Consider the following 15,898-nt stretch of genomic DNA (forward strand, 5'->3'; position numbering starts at 1 on the left):
GTGGGCCCATTGCCTACGATGGGGCCGTGATCGACATAGACGACGAGGTGACGCCGCGCGACGGCGCCGTGGACGCGACGGGGACGCGCAGCGCGCTCGCCTGGTTGATGGCGGTCGGCGGGGTGATCGGCGTGCTCGCGTCGGGGATCCTGACCTACGACAAGCTCAAGCTCCTCGAGAACCCGGGCGCCAACCTGTCGTGCTCGCTCAACGCCTGGGTCGACTGCGGCGGCGTCGTGTCGAGCTCCCAGTCGTCGATCTTCGGGTTCCCCAACACCTTCCTCGGCCTCGTCGGCTTCGCCGTCGTCACGACGCTCGGCGTGCTGCTCCTGGCGGGGACGCGGCTGCCGGAGTGGTTCTGGGCCGGCCTGCAGGTCGGTGTCGTCTTCGCGATCGGCCTGATCTTCTTCCTTCAGTACACGAGCATCTTCACCCTCGTGAAGCTCTGCCCCTACTGCATGGTCGTGTGGACGGTGACGATCCCGCTCTTCGTGTCGGTGACCGCGCGCAACCTGCGTTCGTGGGCGCCCACGTCGGCGATCACGCGCTTCGTGTCCAACTGGACGCTGCTGATCGTGCTCCTCTGGTACGTCGCCGTCGTGTCGGTGATCTGGTTCCAGTTCGGTCCGGACCGCCTCTTCGCGTAGGACAGATGTCCTCCTGAACCGTCCACATTCGGCTCTGGGAGCAGCCGTCGCGCGTCCGTAGCGTCCTCGGTACGGCCCAGGGCGGGACGTGGACGGAGGAGTGACATGACGGAGCAGCTGAGGTCTCAGGGACAGGCCGCGTCGGCACCGGCGCCCGCGCGGCGGACGGTCCGTGCCGACCTGCCGGTGGCGGGGACGACGGCGGCGGCCGCCGCAGCGGCGTGGGCGGTGTGGACCCAGGTCGCGGACGTGACGCTGGAGGTGGACGGCTTCGGCGGCGCTGCGCAGGAGGTCGGCGTGGCCTCGGTCGTGGTCAGCACGATCGTCGTCGTGCTGGCGGGCGGTGCGCTGCTGCGGTGGATGCAGCGACGATCGGAGTCCGGACGGCGTCGGTGGACGTGGGTGGCGATCGGGTTCGCCGTCCTCTCCCTCGTGTCGACGACCTCCGCGCTGACGGCGTCGGCCGGGATCGCGCTGGCCAGCCTCCACCTTCTCGTCGCCGCGGTCGCGATCCCCTGGCTCCGCCGGGCTCACCGTCCTCTCGAGGGCCGGGCGTGAGCCCGCGACGCGGCCCTCGCGCGAGCAGTAGGTTGAACGGCATGGTCGAGGCGTGGGTCTGCCGGGCACAGCGGTACGCCGCCGTCCTCGTGTGGGTGCCCCTGCTGGTCGGGATCCCCTTCTTCTTCCTCCACGGCGCTCCGGCGCAGGTCGTCGGGCAGGTCCTCCTCCTCGTGGTGACCGGCGTCGCCGCGGTCGCGACGGTGACGACGGGACGTGTCGCGGGGCTGGTCGTCCTTGCGGCGTCCGTCGTGGTGGCGTCGACGCAGGGCGAGGGTTGGATGTCGCCGTGGGGCCTGCTCGCGATCACGGCGCCGGTCGTGCTGAGGGGCTGGGCGCTGGCCGCGGTGATCGGGTTCGCGACGGTCGGCTCCGCGACCGCGACCTTGCTGGTCGACGACGTCGGCGACGCCTTCTGGATCAGCGTCGCCGGTGTGCTGCTCGCGGGCGCGGCCACGACGGCGTTCCTGCGCCTGTCCGAGGCGAACGCCGCGCTGCGCCGCACCCGCGCCGAGCTCGCCCGGGTCGCCGTGGTGGAGGAGCGCGAGCGGTTCTCGCGCGACCTGCACGATCTCCTGGGGCACACCTTGAGCGTGATGGTGGTGAAGGCCCAGGCGGTGCGCCGGCTGGCGGACCGGGATCCGGCAGCGGCGGCCGAGCACGCCGCCGACATCGAGCGGATCGGCCGGGAGGCTCTCGTCGACGTCCGCCGCGCCGTCGACGCCATGCGTGCGCCGTCGCTCTCGGAGGAGCTGGAGGGAGCGCGGCACGCGCTGGACGCGGCGGGGATCCGTGCCGAGGTCGTCACCTTCGCCGGGGACCTGCCGGAGCGGGTCGACGAGACGCTCGCCTGGGTGGTGCGCGAGAGCGCGACGAACGTCCTCCGTCACTCGGGGGCAGCGAAGGCGCGGTTCGAGGTGGAGGGTTCCGACGGGATGGTGGTGCTGACCGTCGTCGACGACGGGGTCGGCGGCCCGTCGGCGCCGGGGACGCGCGACGGCGGGCTCGTCGGGCTCCGTCGCCGGGTGGTCGCCGCCGGTGGCCGGCTCGACCTCGAGCCGGGCTCCGAGGGGTTCCGGCTGGTCGCGCGGGTGCCGGTCCCGTGATCCGGGTCCTGCTCGCCGAGGACCAGGCGATGATGCGGGGGGCGCTCGCCGTCCTCCTCGACCTGGAGGACGACCTCGAGGTGGTCGCGCAGGTCGAGGACGGGGCGGACATCGTCCCGACGGCGCTGCGCGTCGAGCCGGACGTGGCGCTCCTCGACATCGAGCTCCCGCACGTGAGCGGGCTCGAGGCGGCGGAGCAGCTCGCGACCGCGCTCCCCACGTGCCGCGTCGTCATCGTGACGACGTTCGCGCGCACCGGCTACCTCCAGCGGGCGATGGCCGCCGGCGCGCGGGGCTACCTGGTCAAGGACGGACCGGTCGAAGGCCTGGTGGACGGGATCCGCCGGGTCGCGTCCGGGGGCACCGTCATCGACCCCGAGCTCGCCGGTGCGGCACTGCGGGCCCAGGCCAACCCGCTGACGCCGCGGGAGCGGGAGGTCCTCGCGGCGGCCGCGGACGGCTCGACGGTCGCGGACATCGCGAGCCGGGTGCACCTGTCGCCGAGCACCGTCCGCAACTACCTCTCGGACGCGATCAGCAAGACCGGCACCCGCAACAAGACCGAGGCGGCCCTGCTGGCGCGTGACAACGGGTGGCTCTGAACCCGCGTCACCAGCCCCGCGCGATGCGGTCGCGGAACCAGGCGTAGGAGGCCTTCGGGGTGCGCTCGCCGGTCGCGAAGTCGACCCGCGTGATCCCGAAGCGCTGGGTGTAGCCCTCCGCCCACTCGAAGTTGTCCAGCAGCGACCACGCCAGGTAGCCGCGCACGTCGACCCCGGCCTCGCGGGCGGCGCCGACCGCGTCGACGTGGCTCTCGAGGTACGCGATGCGGTCCGCGTCGTCGACCGAGCCGTTCGGTCCGGGCTCGTCGGGGTAGGCGCACCCGTTCTCGGTCACCACCACCGGCGGCAGCGCGTCCCCGTAGGTGTCGCGCAGGCCGACGAGGAGCTCGGTCAGGCCGTCGGGCACGACCGGCCAGCCGAACCCGGTCGTCGGGTAGCCCTCGATCGGCACGAGCTCGAAGGGGAGCGGGTTGTCGGCTCCGGGCGCCTTGACCAGCGTCGGGTTGTAGTAGTTCACGCCGAGCAGGTCGAGGGGCTGCGCCACCGTCGCGAGGTCGCCGTCGTGCACCACCGCGCCGGCGGCGTCGGCGAGCTCGTCGGGGTACGTGCCGCGGAGCACGGTGTCGAGGAACATCCGGTTGTGGAACGCGTCGTAGACCTGCGCCGCGGCAGCGTCCTCCGGTGACGCCGACGCCGCGCGTACGGGGGTCAGGTTGTTCACCAGCATCACGGGGACGTCGCCGGAGGCACGCAGCGCCTGCACGGCGAGCCCGTGGCCGAGCAGCTGGTGGTGTCCGGCCGCGAAGGCGTCGAGCAGCAGCGTCTCGCCGGGGGCGTGGGTGCCGAACGCGTAGCCGAGCGCCATGTGCACGAACGGCTCGTTGAGCGTGCCCCACGCAGCAACCCGGTCGCCGAGCGCGTCGGCCACCACGGCGGCGTACTCGGCGAACCGCTCGGCGGTCTCGCGCACCATCCAGCCGCCGGCGTCCTGCAGCGGCTGCGGGAGGTCCCAGTGGAAGAGGGTCGCGAACGGGGCGATCCCCCGCTCGAGCAGCCCGTCGACGAGCCGGTCGTAGTAGGCAACACCACGGGGGTTCACACCGCCATGGCCGGGCGGCTGCACGCGCGGCCAGGCGATGGAGAACCGGTACGCGTTCGCGCCCAGCCCGCTCAGCAGGTCGAGGTCCTCGCTCCAGCGGTGGTAGGAGTCGCAGGCGACCGCGCCGGAGGACCCGTCGGCGATGCGACCGGGCTGCGCGGCGAAGGTGTCCCAGATGCTCGGGCCCCGTCCGTCCTCGTCGACCGCCCCCTCCACCTGGTACGAAGCGGTGGCGGCGCCCCACCAGAAGTCCGTCGAAACCCTGGTCACATCTCCGGTCATGGGCACATACTGGGCGCGTGTCCAAGATCACGCAACCCCCGGAGGCCGCGCTGCGCCGTGCCCGAGTGGCGACCTCGGTCGGCTTCTTCCTGCAGGCGGCGATCCTCGTCACGATCCTGTCGAGGCTGCCCGACTTCCAGGACGACCGTGGTGTCACCGAGGGCGACGTCACGCTGCTCCTGCTGCTGACCTCGGTCATCGCCGGCGGAGGGTCGCTGCTCGCGGAGCGGGTCGCGGTACGGCGCTCCAGCGCGCTGGCGCTGCGGCTCGCGCTGCTGACGATCAGCGTGATGGTGGTCGTGATCGGGCTCGTCGAGTCCAAGCCGGCGATGTACGCGGCGTTCGCCGTGTACGGGATCGGTGTGGGCGCGACCGACGCCTCGACGAACATGCAGGGCGTGACCGTCCAGCGGCTGTACGGCCGCAGCATCATGACCAGCTTCCACGGGATGTGGAGCATCGGCGCGATCGTCGGAGCCCTGTACGCCGCGGGGTGCGCGAAGCTCGAGATCGGGCTGATGCCGTCGCTGGTGGCCGCCGGGATCGTCGGCGTGGTCACGACCCTCGTGATCTCCCCGTACCTGGTGCGGCCCGCCGCCGAGCACGAGGCGAGCGAGGTCTCGGAGGTGGAGCGCCCGCCGCTGCACGTGCCGTGGCGCCCGCTCGTCGCGCTCGGCCTCGTCGTCGTGGTCTTCTACCTCGCCGACACCTCGGTGATGAGCTGGAGCACGATCTACCTCCACGACGTCCTCGACGCCGCGAAGTCGGTGGCGCCGCTCGGCTACGCCGCCTACCAGGTCGGCGCGGTCGTCTCCCGGCTCGCCGGCGACCGGTTCGTCGTCCGGTACGGCGCCGTCGCCGTCGTCCGTACGGGGACCGTGATCGGCATCGTCGCGCTCGCCCTCGTCGTCGTGGCGCCGTCCCCGGCCCTGGCGATCGCCGCGTTCGGGCTGATGGGCCTCGGGCTGCCGGTGATCATCCCGCTCGCGTTCGCCGCGGCCGGCAACCTGCCCGGCTCCGACGCCGACGTGGCGATCGCGCGCCTCAACCTCTTCAACTACCTCGGCAACATCATCGGCGCCGGACTCATCGGGGCGCTCGCGACGGAGGGCGCGCTCCGCTGGATCTACGTCGTGCCGCTCGTGCTGGTGCCGCTGATCCTGCTGGTCGCGCGGGCGTTCGCGCCGGAGCGGGAGACGATCGCCGTGGTGGCCGCGGAGGACCCGACCCCCTGACCGGGCGAGCGGAGCTGCGCCGATGAGTTGAGGCTGCCGAGCGGGTCTGCCGTGGTATGACCCGCATCGTCGCCGACATCTCGGTCTCGCTCGACGGCTTCGTCACCGGGCCCGACCCCGGCCCGGACAACGGGCTGGGGACCGGGGGCGAGGCCCTGCACACCTGGGCGTTCTCCGACGACCCCGACGACCGCCGGCTCCTGCGCGAGGGAACCGCCCGGTCCGGCGCCGTCGTCCTCGGGCGCCGGCTCTTCGACATCGTCGACGGTCCGAACGGCTGGGACGACGAGACCGGGTACGGCGCCAGCGAGGTCGGCAAGCCGGCCTTCGTCGTCGTCACGAGCGCGCCGCCCGCCGCCGTGAGGCTCGCCGACCTCGACTGGACATTCGTCACCACCGGTCTGCCCGATGCCGTCACCGCCGCACGACAGCGCGCGGAGGCCGCGTCGTCGGATCGCGGCGAGGACCTCGACGTCGTCATCATGGGCGGCGGGGCGACCGTGGGGTCGGCCGTCGCCACCGGGCTGGTCGACGCCCTGACGCTCCACCTGGCGCCGGTCGTGCTCGGTGCGGGGACGCCGCTGTTCACCGGCGGCACGCCGCGCACGCTGGTGCAGCGCACGGTGACCGTGACGTCCACCGCGACCCACCTGACGTACGACGTCTGCTAGCCGCGGCGGACGCGGACCACCCCGGTCTCCGTGCCCTGGTAGAACGTCCCGTCCGACCCGGTCGTCCCGGTCATCTGCAGCGGGTTGTACAGCAGTCCGATCCCGAGCGCCGTCGTCGTGAGCAGGCGCCCCGTGTGCGGGTCGACCACCGCGTACGAGTAGGTGGCGAAGGTCTGGCTCCCGACCGTCCCGGTCGGCCCGCTCGCCGTGACGGTGTAGATCAGGTCGTCCCCGAGGGACAGGCGCGGCAGCGCGGCCGACTTCACCGTCGACTCCCACACGACGTCGCAGCCGGACTCGTCGGGACGCACGTCGACACGGGTCATGCCGCCGTCGAACGACCCCGAGGACGGGACGCTCGCGGGAGCGCCGTCCGGCAGCGCGGGATAGGGGTAGCCGAACGTGTTGGTGACGAACACGCTGCGCCCGGAGGCGATCGGGGAGTCCTCCGTGCCGCTGTTCGCCGGGCGGGTGAGCACCGGCAGCGCGCAGATCGGGGTGGGCCCACCGTCGGTCCGGAAGACGAGGAGCCGCTCGTGCGGTGCCGCGTTGTCCGTGATCGTCACGTACTCGGTGCCGGTGCGGGGCCCGAAGAAGGTCGGCGTCGCACCGCTGCCCCAGCTGAGCTGCCCGGGCTTACGGCCGGGACCACGGTCGTACGGCGCCCGCCAACGCACCTGCGGAGACCCGTCGGCACGGGCGGAGAGGACGTACAGCGCGTGCTCGGTCACCACCGCCGTACGGCCTTCGACGGTCGAGATGCTGTTCTGGACAGGCTCGCCCAGCGCGATCGTGCGGACCGTGCCGTCCTCGGCGACCGTCCCGACCGTGCCGTCGCTCGCGGCGACCCACACCTCGCGGTCCCAGCCCGGCGAGAGCCCCACGACGGCCGCGTCCGCCGGGAGCGCGGATCCGATCGGCGTCGTCTCGTCCACCGTCAGCCGCCAGCCGTCGTCGTCGTGGTGGTGGCCGATCCGCAGCAGGGACTTGTCGCCGTCGACGACCACGAGCCGGTCCTCGTCGTCGAGGTACGCGTACACGCCGCCGAAAAGACTCCCCTTCGCCAGCGGGAGCGAGGCGAGGTCGGCACCGGTGGAGGGATCCAGCAGGTGGACGGTCGGAGTGCGGCCGAAGATCGCCGTGCACAGCGTGACGACGTAGCCGTCGGAGCCGATCAGGATCGCGGGGCAGGCCGAGGCGAGGGCGGTGCGCTTCGCGACGACCTTGCCGGTGCCGGGCCCGGCGTACGGGGTGGTGTCGCTCGAGGCGGTGTCGCCGTGCATCGTGGCCGTGCCGGTGGTCGTGGTCGCGGGGTTCTGCGGCGGCGGCGGGCCGAACGACGACGACGTGGCGGAGGCGCCGGTGCCGAGGCAGACCGCGACCAGGACGGCAGCGGCGAGGACGGGGACGAGACGTCGGGGTCTGACGGCGGGCAACGGGGGTCCTTCCGGCGGCGGTCACGACGACGCGACGCTAGCGACGTCGGCCGCCCGCGTCACCCGTTGTCCGCGCGGCGACCGGAACTCAGCGGCGCAGCTTCCGCAGCCGCCGCAGCGCCTCGTCGATCACCGGCTCCTGCTTGCAGAACGCCCAGCGCACGAGCGGACGTCCGGCGTCCACGTCGTCGTAGAACACCTGGGTCGGGATGGCGACCACACCCGCGGCTTCTGGCAGGGCGCGGCAGAACGCGATGCCGTCGTCGTGGCCGAGCGGGCGGATGTCGGTCGTCGCGAAGTAGGTGCCCTGCGGCACGTACGTCGTGAAACCGAGGTCCTCCAGACCGGCGCACAGCTGGTCGCGTCGCGCCTGCAGCGTCGCCGCGAACCCCTCGAAGTAGGCCGCGTCGTGCCCGAGCGCGTGCGCGATCGCCGGCTGGAACGGCGCGCCGGAGGTGTAGGAGAGGAACTGCTTGGCGCCGACCATCGCGCGGACGAGCGGTGCCGGACCGCTGGCCCACCCGACCTTCCATCCGGTGAACGAGAACGACTTGCCGCCGCTGGAGATCGTCAGCGTCCGCTCCCGCATGCCCGGCAGCGTCGCGAGCGGGACGTGCGCGACGCCGTCGAAGGTCAGGTGCTCGTACACCTCGTCGGTGATGACGACGAGATCGTGCTCCACGGCGAGCGCGCGGACGGCCTCGCGCTCCTGCGCGTTCAGCACCGTGCCGGTCGGGTTGTGCGGGGTGTTGATCAGCATCGCGGTGGTGCGCGGGCCGACCGCGGCGCGCAGCGCGTCGAGGTCCAGCCGGAAGTCGGGAGCACGCAGCGTCACCGGCCGCCGGATGCCGCCGGCGAACTCGAGCACGGCGACGTACGAGTCGTAGTACGGCTCGAGGACGACCACCTCGTCGCCGGGGTCGACGAGGCCGAGGATCGCGCCGGCGATCGCCTCCGTCGCCCCGGTCGTCACTGCCACCTCGGTGTCGGGGTCGAGCTCCAGGCCGTACCAGCGGCGCTGGTGGTCCGCGATCGCCTGGCGCAGCGCGGGGACGCCGATGCCGGGCGGGTACTGGTTGGCCCCCGACCGCATCGCCGCGACCGCCACCTCGATCACGTCGTCGGGGCCGTCGGTGTCCGGGAAGCCCTGCCCGAGGTTGACGGCGGAGGTGCGGACGGCGAGGGCCGACATCTCGGCGAAGATCGTGGTCCCCAGACCGGCGACGCGCGTGCTCGTGGTCTTCATCGTCCCGACTCTAGGCGTCGGCGGTGGCGCGTGGCGCGCGGTGCGAGACTGGACGCGTGTCCGCCACCACCGCCTCGCCTCCGCGCCGCGACCGCCGCCGACGGGGTCGTACGCCGCTGGGGAGGGCGCTGACCGCGCTCGGGGTCGTCCTCGTGCTCGCGGGCGTCGGGATGCTCGGCTACGTGGGGTGGCAGTACTTCGGCACCAACATCATCTCCAAGCAGCAGCAGGCCGAGCTGCGCGACGACCTCGTGAAGTCGTGGGACGCGCCGGAGGCGGACGACGCGACGGTGGTCCCGGGCGACGCGATCGCGTTGATGCGGGTGCCACGCTTCGGCGACGACTACGAGGTGCCGGTCGTGAAGGGCGTCGACGACCGCTCGCTCGCGCGCGGCATCGGCTGGTTCCCCGACTCGGCCCGTCCGGGCCAGGTGGGCAACTTCGCGGTCGCCGGGCACCGCGTCACGCACGGGGAGCCGTTCCGCCACTTCCTCGAGCTGCGGGCGGGCGACGAGGTCGTGGTCGAGACACGGACGCACGTCTACACGTACGTGCTGCGCGACGACGGGACGGACCGTGAGCTCGACTTCTCGGAGGGCTGGGTGCTCGACCCGGTGCCCGGCGAGCCCCAGGCGACGCCGACCGAGCGGCTGATCACGCTGGTGACCTGCTCGGAGCTCTTCCACACCGACGCGCGGTCGGTGGTGTTCGGCGAGCTGGCGTCGGCGGTGGAGAAGGACACCGCCGATACCCTGGCCCCATGAGCGATCGCGACGCCCTCATCGACCAGATCAAGGACAAGGCCGTCATCCACGGCAAGGTCACGCTCTCCTCGGGCAAGGAGGCGGACTACTACGTCGACCTGCGGCGGGTGACGCTCGACCACGAGGCCGCACCGCTCGTCGGTCGCGTGATGCTCGACCTGCTCGGCGACCTCGAGTACGACGCCGTCGGCGGTCTCACGATGGGCGCGGACCCGGTCGCGGCCGCGATGCTCCACCAGGCCGCCGCTCAGGGGCGTGCGCTCGACGCGTTCGTCGTCCGCAAGACGGAGAAGGCCCACGGGCTGCAGCGCCGCGTCGAGGGTCCCGACGTCGCCGGGCGTCGCGTCGTCGCGGTCGAGGACACCTCGACGACCGGCGGCTCGGTCCTGACCGCCGTCGAGGCGCTGCGCGAGGCGGGCGCCGAGGTCGTGGCGGTCGCGGTGATCGTCGACCGCGAGACGGACGCCGCCGACCGGGTCCGGGGCGAGGGGCTCGACTACCGGTTCGCGATCGCGAAGAGCGACCTCGGGCTGTAGCGCGCGGCGCGGTCCTCCACCGCGGCGACCGCGACGTCCGGCTGGTCGGCGAACACGCCGTCCACCCCGAGGTCGAGCAGCGCGTCCAGCTCGCGGCGTACGTCGCCCGCGTCGCCGCCGATCGCGCTCGAGCGCAGGTCGGTGGGGAGGAAGGCGTTCTCGCGCCGCACCGTCCACACGTACACCTCGAGCCCGGCGGCGTGCGCGTCCGCGGTGACCGTGCTGGGGCGCCCCAGAGCGCCGTCGGCGCGACGCGGCAGCAGCGTCTCCTTCGCCGCGCCGAGGACGTCGGCGTACTCGGCGATCTGCGCGAGCCCGCCCGGCGTCACCATGTCGGCGTAGGTCAGGGGGTCGCCGGCCCGCACCCGGTCGTACGGGGCTCCGGTCGGGTCGACGAGCTGGACGAGCCGGACCCGCGACTCCGCGGCGAGGTAGCGCAGGTTGGCGACCTCGTACGACTGCACGACGAAGCCGGACCCGGGGTCGTCGAGGCCCCACTCGCGGACGGTCCGCAGGAGGGGCTCCTCCAGCGGCAGGTCGCGGTCGCGGAAGTAGGTCGACGTCTTCAGCTCCGGGACCACGCCGACGTCGCGGCCGAACCAGGTCCCGGCGATCTCGGCGAGGCCGAGGATCTCGTCCAGCGTCGGCACCTCGTACCAGCCGTCGTAGGCGGTGTTGCCCGGGCGCAGCAGCGGGATCCGCTCCTTGGCGCGCAGCGTCTTGAGCTCGGCGAGCGTGAAGTCCTCGGTGAACCAGCCGGTGACCTCGCGGCCGTCGACGAGGCGGGTCCCACGCCGGTCGGCGAACTCGGGGTGGTCGGCGACGTCCGTGGTGCCGCCGATCTCGTTCTCGTGCCGGGCGACCAGCACGCCGTCGGCGGTGCTCACCAGGTCGGGCTCGATCAGGTCGGCGCCGAGGGCGACGCCGAGGAGGTAGGACGCGAGCGTGTGCTCCGGCCGGTAGCCGGAGGCGCCGCGGTGGGCGATCACGACCGGTCGGCCGCTGCCTGCCGGTCCGGGGGTTCCAGACATGACGTGTCGAGCCTAGGACCTGCGTCTCGCCTCTCCAACCGGGGCTCGCCGTACGACGGTGGCCGGCGCGACGCCGTACGCTCGGCGCGTGGACGCGGAGGATCAGCCCGAGGTCGGCGTGGGGCCCTGGGAGGGCGCGTGGCCGGACGACCCGCGGCTCGACCCCGAGCTGCTGCGCGAGGGCGACCGGCGCAACGTCGTCGACGCCTACCGCTACTGGTCGGTGGAGGCGATCGTCGCCGATCTCGACACCCGTCGCCACCCGTTCCACGTGGTGGTGGAGAACTGGCAGCACGACCACAACATCGGCTCGATCGTGCGGACGGCCAACGCGTTCCTGGCCGCGGAGGTGCACGTCGTCGGGCGTCGGCGGTGGAACCGGCGCGGGGCGATGGTCACCGACCGCTACCAGCACGTACACCACCACGCGACCGTCGCCGACGTCGTCGCCTGGGCCCGTACGGCCGGGGTGCCGCTGGTCGCGATCGACAACGTGGACGGCTCCCGACCGATCGAGCGCGCGGCGCTTCCACGGCAGTGCGCGCTCGTCTTCGGCCAGGAGGGACCGGGGCTGTCGGAGGAGATGCTGGCGGCGGCCGACGCGGTGCTCGCGATCTCGCAGTTCGGGTCGACCCGGTCGATCAACGTCGGTGCCGCCGCCGCGGTCGCGATGCACGCGTGGATCGCGCAGCACGCGGACATCCCGGGCTGAAGCGGCGGCTTCCGGGAACGCCGCGCCGTCGCGGCCTAGGCTCGACCCATGCCCCGCAGACTGGTCGTGGTCGGAGGTGACGCCGCAGGCATGTCCGCGGCGTCCACCGCGAAGCGTGCACTTGGAGACGCCCTCGAGGTGCTCGTCCTCGAGCGCCAGCCGTGGACGTCGTACTCGGCCTGCGGGATCCCGTACTGGGTCGCCGGCGACGTAGCGAGCCTCGACGACCTCGTCGCGCGCACGCCCGAGGAGCACCGCGCGAACGGGATCGACGTCCGCACCGGCTCGACCGCGACCGAGCTCGACCTCGACGCCGGCAAGGTCGTCGCGCGTACGCCGGAGGGGACGCAGACCTTCGGGTACGACGAGCTCCTGCTCGCGACCGGCGCGGAGCCGATCCGGCCCGACGTCCCCGGCGCCCAGGCGCGGGGGATCCACGGCGTGCAGACCCTCGCCGACGGACGACGGGTGCTCGACGCGCTCGGCGGCGACGCGAAGCGGGTCGTGATCGTCGGCGCGGGCTACATCGGCATCGAGATGGCGGAGGCGTGCGTGCGCCGCGGACTGGAGACGGTGGTCGTCGGCAAGCACCCGACGCCGATGCCGACCGTCGACGGCGACCTGGGCGACCTCATCGCCGAGGAGATGCGCTCCGACGGCATCGACGTGCGCAGCTCCGTCACCGTCACGGGCTTCGAGGACGACCTCGACGGGCAGGTGCGTGCCGTCGTCACCGACCACGGCACGATCGAGGCCGACGTCGTGATCCTCGGGACCGGCGTCCGGGGGCGCACCGAGCTCGCGGCCGGCGCCGGGCTGCCGCTCGGCATCAAGGGCGCGTTGCCGGTCGACGACCGCGGCCGGGTCGACGAGGACCGGCACGTCTGGGCGGCCGGCGACTGCGTCGAGTCGCGCCACCGGATCACCGGCCGGGCGACGTACGTCCCGCTCGGCACGCACGCCAACAAGCAGGGCTGGGTGGTCGGGCGCAACCTCGCGGGGTTCGACGTGACCTTCCCGGGAGTGCTGGGGACGGCGATGACCAAGGTCGTGACCTTGGAGATCGCCCGCACCGGTCTGGGGGAGCGGGAGGCCGCCGACGCGGGCTTCGACCCGCTGTCGGTGCGGATCGACGCGACGACGAGCGCGGGATACATGCCGAACGCGCGCTCGATGACGATGAAGGTGGTCGCCGACCGGCTCACCCGGCGTCTCCTCGGCGCCCAGATCGTCGGTCGCGAGGGCGCCGCGGTGCGCATCGACTCGTTCGCGCTCGCCCTGTGGAACGAGATGACGGTGGACGAGCTGATGATGACCGACCTCGGCTACGCGCCGCCCTTCGCGTCCGTCTGGGACCCGGTCCAGCAGGTGGCCCGCGCGGCCGTCTCGAAGCTGGGCCCCCGGGCCTGACAGGGCCGGGGAGGGGTGGGCGATAATGGCCGCACCGCCCGAGGCTCGAGCAGTTCAGCCCCGACAGTCCAGTCCTGGTCGATGAGGAGTCACCATGCCCGTCGCAACGCCCGAGGTCTACGCCGAGATGCTCGACAAGGCGAAGCGTGAGTCGTTCGCCTACCCGGCGATCAACGTCAGCTCGTCCCAGACGCTCAACGCTGCCCTCGCCGGGTTCGCCGAGGCCGAGAGCGACGGCATCATCCAGATCTCGACCGGCGGCGCCGAGTACCTCTCGGGCCCGACCGTCAAGGACATGGTCGCGGGCTCCCTGGCCTTCGCCGCCTTCGCGCACGAGGTCGCCAAGAAGTACCCCGTGAACGTGGCCCTCCACACAGACCACTGCCCGAAGGACAAGCTGGACGGTTTCGTCCGCCCGCTGCTCGCGGCGTCCACCGAGCGGGTCAAGCAGGGCGGCCTGCCCTACTTCCAGTCGCACATGTGGGACGGCTCGGCCGTCCCCCTCGACGAGAACCTTCAGATCGCCGAGGAGCTGCTGGCCGCCTCCGCCGCGGCCAACGTGGTCCTCGAGATCGAGGTCGGTGTCGTCGGCGGCGAGGAGGACGGCGTCGTCGGCGCGATCGACGACAAGCTCTACACGACCCCGGCCGACGCGCTCGCCACGGTCGAGGCGCTCGGGACCGGCGACAAGGGTCGCTACCTGACGGCGCTGACGTTCGGCAACGTCCACGGCGTCTACAAGCCGGGCAACGTCAAGCTCCGCCCGTCGGTCCTCGACGCGGCCCAGAAGGCCGTCCAGGAGAAGTACGGCGTCGAGCGCGCGTTCGACTTCGTCTTCCACGGCGGCTCGGGATCGACGGCCGAGGAGATCGCCGAGGCGGTCTCGTACGGCGTGGTGAAGATGAACATCGACACCGACACCCAGTACGCGTTCACCCGCCCGGTCGCCGACCACATGTTCCGCGGCTACGAGGGCGTGCTCAAGGTCGACGGCGAGGTCGGCAACAAGAAGCAGTACGACCCGCGCGCGTGGGGCAAGGCCGCGGAGGCCGGCATGGCCGCCCGTGTCGTCGAGGCGTGCCAGCACCTGTCGTCGACCGGCACCCGGGTCTGATCGCCGTGACGAACCTGCTCGGCGAGCCGCCGGAGACCCTTCTTCCCGCGGACCCGGTGACCGAGGCCGACGGCACGCCGCAGGAGCTGGCGCGGGACAACCCGGCGTCCAGCCTGGCGTGGGCGCTGTGCGCGGACGAGGCGCTCGCCGCGGACGAGAACGTCACCGCGTACGCATTCGCGCGCACCGGCTACCACCGCGGACTGGACGCGCTGCGCCGCAACGGCTGGAAGGGCCACGGGCCGATCCCGTGGTCGCACCCGGGCAACCAGGGCTTCCTGCGGGCGCTCGCGGACCTCGCCGAGGCGTCGGAGCGGATCGGTGACCTCGAGGAGGCGCACCGGTGCCGGGAGTTCCTGCGCGAGTCGAGCCGGGAGGCCTACGACACCCTCGTGCTGGGCGAGCGGGCCGGCGAGGAGTAGCCCGCGCGGCCTGCGGGAGCGCCCTGCCCCGAACGCGCAACAGTGGCCGCGGACTGGAGCCATCCCCCGGTAGACTCCGTCGCGGCCACTGCCACTGACCCCATTGTCACTCCGATGGGGTCACATCGCAATATGTCTGTTTCGGGCAGATTTTGGTCAACCCGGTCAGACCGCCCTGCCGCCGGCCGGGACCAGCATGCGGTAGGCACCCGGGACGGCCGTCCAGGTGCGCTGCCGCAGACCGTCGCCCGTCTCGCCGTCGGCGTTCCACGACATCGCCTCGCCGGAGATCGTCACCGACCGGCCGCGCGTCGTCACGACGTCGGCGCGCCGGGTGTGGGACCCCCGCAGGAGCCCCACGCCGTAGGCGATCCGCCGGTGCAGCGGGGCGGCGTGCGACACGGTCACGTCCAGGAGCCCGTCGGCGGGCTCGGCGTCGGGGAGCAGCGGCGCGCCGCCCCCGACGTACCGGCCCACCCCGACGGCGGCCTGGACCACGTCGTCGCCGTGGTCGACCGGGCGGCCGTCGACCAGGACGCGCAGCCGCGCCGGTGACCCGAGGAGCCCGGCCTTGAGCGCGCCGACGGCGTAGCCGAGCGGCCCCAGGCGCTTCTTCCACGGACCGGCCTCCTTGCCGGCCTCGGCCCCGACACCCACGTGGACGGCGTTGACGACCACGCTGCCCTCGTCGTCCACGGCGATCTCGAGCGGCCGCGGCGCCGCGTCGGGCAGCCCCTCGGCGACCTCGACGGGGTCCTCGGCCAGCCCGAGCGTGCGCGCGAAGTCGTTGCCGGTCCCCAGCGGCACGAGAGCGAGCGTCGTGGACCCCAGCCGGTCGAGCGACCACAGCGCCTGGACCGTGGCGTGCAGGGACCCGTCTCCACCGGCGACGACGACGACGTCGGCGTCCGAGTCGCGCAGGGCGCTCTCGAGCTCGCCGGGGTCGGCCGTGCGGGCGACCTCGACGCTCCACGCGCGGCGCAGCGCGGCGACGACGCGTTCGAGCACCGCGTCGTCGGAGCTCCCGGCGTCGGCGTTGGCGATCAGCAGGGCGGAGGTCATGAAG

16 protein-coding genes and 1 pseudogene are annotated in these 15,898 nt (G+C 73.0%); 12 read left to right on the forward strand and 5 right to left on the reverse strand.

Annotation, left to right across the window (positions count from 1 at the left end; all coding sequences use genetic code 11):
- Positions 1-26 precede the first annotated feature (26 nt).
- The 4 genes from ACQSSQ_RS00700 to ACQSSQ_RS00715 all read left to right on the forward strand — a co-directional run bounded on the left by ACQSSQ_RS00700 (position 27) and on the right by ACQSSQ_RS00715 (position 2,913).
- Complete coding sequence (locus tag ACQSSQ_RS00700) at positions 27-647, forward strand: vitamin K epoxide reductase family protein (protein WP_431325107.1); 621 nt, start codon at positions 27-29, stop codon at positions 645-647.
- 105 nt (positions 648-752) lie between these two features.
- Positions 753-1,205, forward strand: coding sequence for a DUF6069 family protein (locus ACQSSQ_RS00705; protein WP_431325108.1), 453 nt, complete (start codon positions 753-755; stop codon positions 1,203-1,205).
- A gap of 41 nt (positions 1,206-1,246) precedes the next feature.
- Entirely contained in the window at positions 1,247-2,311 is a 1,065-nt protein-coding gene (locus ACQSSQ_RS00710) for a sensor histidine kinase (RefSeq protein ID WP_431325109.1), read from the forward strand.
- Positions 2,308-2,913 carry a response regulator transcription factor gene (locus ACQSSQ_RS00715; RefSeq protein ID WP_431325110.1) on the forward strand — a complete coding sequence of 202 codons (606 nt, stop codon included), beginning with the start codon at positions 2,308-2,310 and terminating at the stop codon, positions 2,911-2,913. The genes ACQSSQ_RS00710 and ACQSSQ_RS00715 overlap by 4 nt, the downstream gene beginning before the upstream one ends.
- A 7-nt stretch (positions 2,914-2,920) precedes the next feature.
- Here ACQSSQ_RS00715 and ACQSSQ_RS00720 read toward each other — a convergent pair whose 3' ends face one another.
- Positions 2,921-4,255 carry a GH1 family beta-glucosidase gene (locus tag ACQSSQ_RS00720; protein ID WP_431325111.1) on the reverse strand — a complete coding sequence of 445 codons (1,335 nt, stop codon included), beginning with the start codon at positions 4,253-4,255 and terminating at the stop codon, positions 2,921-2,923.
- Between ACQSSQ_RS00720 and ACQSSQ_RS00725 the strand changes: the two are divergent.
- Positions 4,228-5,490 (forward strand): annotated as a pseudogene (locus ACQSSQ_RS00725) (MFS transporter); the annotation flags it as partial. The gene ACQSSQ_RS00720 and the pseudogene ACQSSQ_RS00725 sit on opposite strands and share 28 nt — an antisense overlap.
- Positions 5,491-5,546: 56 nt before the next feature.
- Entirely contained in the window at positions 5,547-6,161 is a 615-nt protein-coding gene (locus tag ACQSSQ_RS00730; RefSeq protein WP_431325112.1) for a dihydrofolate reductase family protein, read from the forward strand.
- Here the strand turns inward: ACQSSQ_RS00730 and ACQSSQ_RS00735 are convergent.
- A complete protein-coding gene (locus tag ACQSSQ_RS00735) occupies positions 6,158-7,597 on the reverse strand; it encodes a hypothetical protein (protein ID WP_431325113.1) in 1,440 nt (479 codons plus the stop codon). The genes ACQSSQ_RS00730 and ACQSSQ_RS00735 overlap by 4 nt on opposite strands.
- A gap of 88 nt (positions 7,598-7,685) precedes the next feature.
- The gene (locus tag ACQSSQ_RS00740; protein WP_431325114.1) at positions 7,686-8,843 is read right to left on the reverse strand and encodes a pyridoxal phosphate-dependent aminotransferase; all 1,158 of its coding nucleotides are present in this window, start codon (positions 8,841-8,843) and stop codon (positions 7,686-7,688) included.
- Between the two features lie 56 nt (positions 8,844-8,899).
- Here ACQSSQ_RS00740 and ACQSSQ_RS00745 point away from each other — a divergent pair, with 56 nt between their 5' ends.
- Together ACQSSQ_RS00745 and pyrE are read left to right on the forward strand one after the other, a co-directional pair.
- Positions 8,900-9,607, forward strand: coding sequence for a class E sortase (locus ACQSSQ_RS00745; protein ID WP_431325115.1), 708 nt, complete (start codon positions 8,900-8,902; stop codon positions 9,605-9,607).
- Entirely contained in the window at positions 9,604-10,143 is a 540-nt protein-coding gene (gene pyrE, locus ACQSSQ_RS00750; RefSeq protein WP_431325116.1) for an orotate phosphoribosyltransferase, read from the forward strand. The genes ACQSSQ_RS00745 and pyrE overlap by 4 nt, the downstream gene beginning before the upstream one ends.
- On the opposite strand, the gene ACQSSQ_RS00755 is transcribed toward pyrE, so the two are convergent.
- A complete protein-coding gene (locus ACQSSQ_RS00755) occupies positions 10,104-11,174 on the reverse strand; it encodes a glycerophosphodiester phosphodiesterase (RefSeq protein WP_431325117.1) in 1,071 nt (356 codons plus the stop codon). The two genes, pyrE and ACQSSQ_RS00755, sit on opposite strands and share 40 nt — an antisense overlap.
- 88 nt (positions 11,175-11,262) lie before the next feature.
- On the opposite strand from ACQSSQ_RS00755, the gene ACQSSQ_RS00760 reads away from it, so the two are divergent.
- The 4 genes from ACQSSQ_RS00760 (at position 11,263) to ACQSSQ_RS00775 (ending at position 14,832) form a co-directional block, all read left to right on the forward strand.
- Complete coding sequence (locus tag ACQSSQ_RS00760; protein WP_431325118.1) at positions 11,263-11,886, forward strand: TrmH family RNA methyltransferase; 624 nt, start codon at positions 11,263-11,265, stop codon at positions 11,884-11,886.
- 48 nt (positions 11,887-11,934) lie between these two features.
- A complete protein-coding gene (locus ACQSSQ_RS00765; protein ID WP_431325119.1) occupies positions 11,935-13,296 on the forward strand; it encodes an FAD-dependent oxidoreductase in 1,362 nt (453 codons plus the stop codon).
- 94 nt (positions 13,297-13,390) lie between these two features.
- A complete protein-coding gene (gene fbaA / locus ACQSSQ_RS00770) occupies positions 13,391-14,410 on the forward strand; it encodes a class II fructose-bisphosphate aldolase (protein WP_431325120.1) in 1,020 nt (339 codons plus the stop codon).
- Entirely contained in the window at positions 14,374-14,832 is a 459-nt protein-coding gene (locus ACQSSQ_RS00775; protein ID WP_431325121.1) for a DUF3151 domain-containing protein, read from the forward strand. The genes fbaA and ACQSSQ_RS00775 overlap by 37 nt, the downstream gene beginning before the upstream one ends.
- Before the next feature lie 165 nt (positions 14,833-14,997).
- Here ACQSSQ_RS00775 and ACQSSQ_RS00780 read toward each other — a convergent pair whose 3' ends face one another.
- Positions 14,998-15,894: a diacylglycerol/lipid kinase family protein gene (locus tag ACQSSQ_RS00780; RefSeq protein WP_431325122.1), complete on the reverse strand. Its 897-nt coding sequence runs from the start codon at positions 15,892-15,894 to the stop codon at positions 14,998-15,000.
- Between the last annotated feature and the right edge of the window lie 4 nt (positions 15,895-15,898).

Source organism: Mumia spirodelae (assembly GCF_050632745.1).
GTDB lineage: Bacteria > Actinomycetota > Actinomycetes > Propionibacteriales > Nocardioidaceae > Mumia.

Bases quoted from the DNA above. Each gene is read 5' to 3' on its own strand.
- ACQSSQ_RS00705 (WP_431325108.1), top strand. From the start codon at position 753: ATGACGGAGCAGCTGAGGTCTCAGGGACAGGCCGCGTCGGCACCGGCG.
- ACQSSQ_RS00710 (WP_431325109.1), top strand. From the start codon at position 1,247: ATGGTCGAGGCGTGGGTCTGCCGGGCACAGCGGTACGCCGCCGTCCTC.
- ACQSSQ_RS00720 (WP_431325111.1), bottom strand. From the start codon at position 4,255: ATGACCGGAGATGTGACCAGGGTTTCGACGGACTTCTGGTGGGGCGCC.
- ACQSSQ_RS00730 (WP_431325112.1), top strand. From the start codon at position 5,547: ATGACCCGCATCGTCGCCGACATCTCGGTCTCGCTCGACGGCTTCGTC.
- ACQSSQ_RS00740 (WP_431325114.1), bottom strand. From the start codon at position 8,843: ATGAAGACCACGAGCACGCGCGTCGCCGGTCTGGGGACCACGATCTTC.
- pyrE (WP_431325116.1), top strand. From the start codon at position 9,604: ATGAGCGATCGCGACGCCCTCATCGACCAGATCAAGGACAAGGCCGTC.
- ACQSSQ_RS00755 (WP_431325117.1), bottom strand. From the start codon at position 11,174: ATGTCTGGAACCCCCGGACCGGCAGGCAGCGGCCGACCGGTCGTGATC.
- ACQSSQ_RS00765 (WP_431325119.1), top strand. From the start codon at position 11,935: ATGCCCCGCAGACTGGTCGTGGTCGGAGGTGACGCCGCAGGCATGTCC.
- fbaA (WP_431325120.1), top strand. From the start codon at position 13,391: ATGCCCGTCGCAACGCCCGAGGTCTACGCCGAGATGCTCGACAAGGCG.
- ACQSSQ_RS00780 (WP_431325122.1), bottom strand. From the start codon at position 15,894: ATGACCTCCGCCCTGCTGATCGCCAACGCCGACGCCGGGAGCTCCGAC.